Here is a 1,987-nt window from a genome sequence, read left to right on the forward strand (position 1 = left end):
TTTGTGGTGAACAGCGTGTCGGCATCGCGTGACGGTGCGGTGCTGAAGGCCAGTGCAGAAGTGGCGGTGAACAAGAATGCCACCCTGTCGCTGGGCTATGGCGGCCTGCTGTCGCAAAACTATCAGGACAACAGCGTTAACGCCGGTTTTACCTGGCATTTCTGATCTTAAAAAACTGAGGGACAAACCGCCTCACTGGGTGGCGGTTTGACTAAAACAAAAAGGATAAGGGAATGAAGCAAGCTACAGGAAAGAATAAACCGGCATTGGCGCCGACGTGGAAACTGAACGCCCTATTGTGTGCGTTGCTGGCAGCCGGAGGTGTACAGGCCACGCCTTATACGGAAGGGGGGAAGTTGGGCGATCCAGCCAGCTGGCGCAGCGATGAATTCAAGGCGAACTGGGGGTTGGGGGCGATCCACGCTGATGAAGCCTATGCGGCAGGTTATACCGGTAAAGGGCAAAAGGTGGGGATCTTCGATACCCCAGTGAACAAACACCCTGAATTTGCGGGTGACGGCAAGCTGGTGAATGTGGTTACCGAGGGTTACCGCGCCTATACCGATCCGCACCGTGATGGGATTAAGGCCGGGGATCGTTTCTACTTCGATGGAACCTTCCACTTCTACAGTGGTACTCAAGGCCTGCTGAGCAATCACGGTGTACACGTGGCCGGCATCAGCGGGGCTAACCGTGACGGAACCGGCATGCACGGCGTGGCGTTTGACTCACAGATCATCAGTGTTGATAACGACAATGACGGCCCGGCCTATGGCGAGTTCCTCGGGCTGGATGGCAGCGTGACCAATGCGGGTTGGCAGGCGATGATCAAAAGCGGCGTACGGGTGATCAACAACAGCTGGGGGGTCAGTATTCCGGATTTCCTTTCGGATAATGGCAAAAAACCGGATGCCCTGCATTTCGAGTTAAAAGATGCACAGGAACAGTTTGATCAGGTGAAACCTTTGCTGGGTAGCCTGGCGGGAGCGGGTTATCAGGGCGCGATTGACGCCGCCCGTAAAAACATTCTGGTGTTGTTCGCTGCCGGTAACGACGGTAACTACAACCAACCGGATGTGATCAGCGGCTTGGCCTATTTTGTGCCGGATATTGCGCCTAACTGGCTGTCTGTTGCCAGCGTCGCACAGGATGATGCTTCCACCAACACTGTGCCTTATACCATCAGCAGCTTCTCTTCACGCTGTGGCTATACCGCCAGTTTCTGCGTCTCGTCGCCGGGCAGTAAAATCTACAGCACCGTGGCCAACGGTTCAGATCCTCATCAGTTGGTCTCTGACTATGGCAATAAGAACGGCACCTCAATGGCGACGCCACACGTAACCGGTGCGGTTGCTGTATTACTCCAACGTTTCCCGTACATGACGTCAGCGCAAATTGCCGACGTGCTGAAAACCACCGCGACCGATATGGGCGCACCGGGCATCGATGCGCTGTACGGCTGGGGGATGATCAACCTGGGCAAGGCGATTAATGGGCCAGGGATGTTCTACACCGTCGAAGATATTCCTGAAGAATTCCGCATTCCGGATCCGACAGGGGTTGCGTATGGTTCCTCGCAGTTTATCGCCAACATTCCAGGCCAAGGGGCTGAGATCGATCGCGGCACGCTGCAGGCGCGTATTTGTGATGACTACCATTGTTCGGTGGAAGTGTACTCCAACGATATTCGCGGCCACGGCGGCCTGACGAAGGAAGGTCAGGGGGCACTGGTGTTGACCGGCACCAACACCTACACCGGTCCAACGTGGGTCAATACCGGTCTGCTGGCGGTTAACGGTTCTGTCACGTCGGACGTTAGGGTGCAAAACGCTGGCGTACTGGGCGGTTCTGGTACGGTGGGCTCATTGACCGCGCGCAGTGGCGGCACCGTGGCACCCGGCAACTCGATCGGCACCTTGAATGTGACGAATAACGTCAGCTTCGAACCGGGTTCGCGCTACGCGGTGGAAGTGGCACCGAACGGCCA

Annotated in this window: 2 protein-coding genes; both read left to right on the top strand. The window is 56.4% G+C overall.

The genetic code is table 11. The features are described 5' to 3' along the window. The coding region (locus tag AC2FC2_RS26865) for an autotransporter outer membrane beta-barrel domain-containing protein (protein ID WP_490632495.1) at positions 1-165 on the top strand (165 nt) is incomplete at its 5' end. A 68-nt stretch (positions 166-233) separates the two neighbouring features. Continuing rightward, positions 234-1,987, top strand: a 1,754-nt coding sequence (locus tag AC2FC2_RS26870) for a S8 family serine peptidase (RefSeq protein WP_490660197.1), incomplete at its 3' end; no start/stop codon positions are given.

It is taken from the genome of Serratia sp. CoH_122_TC_1, from assembly GCF_058191755.1.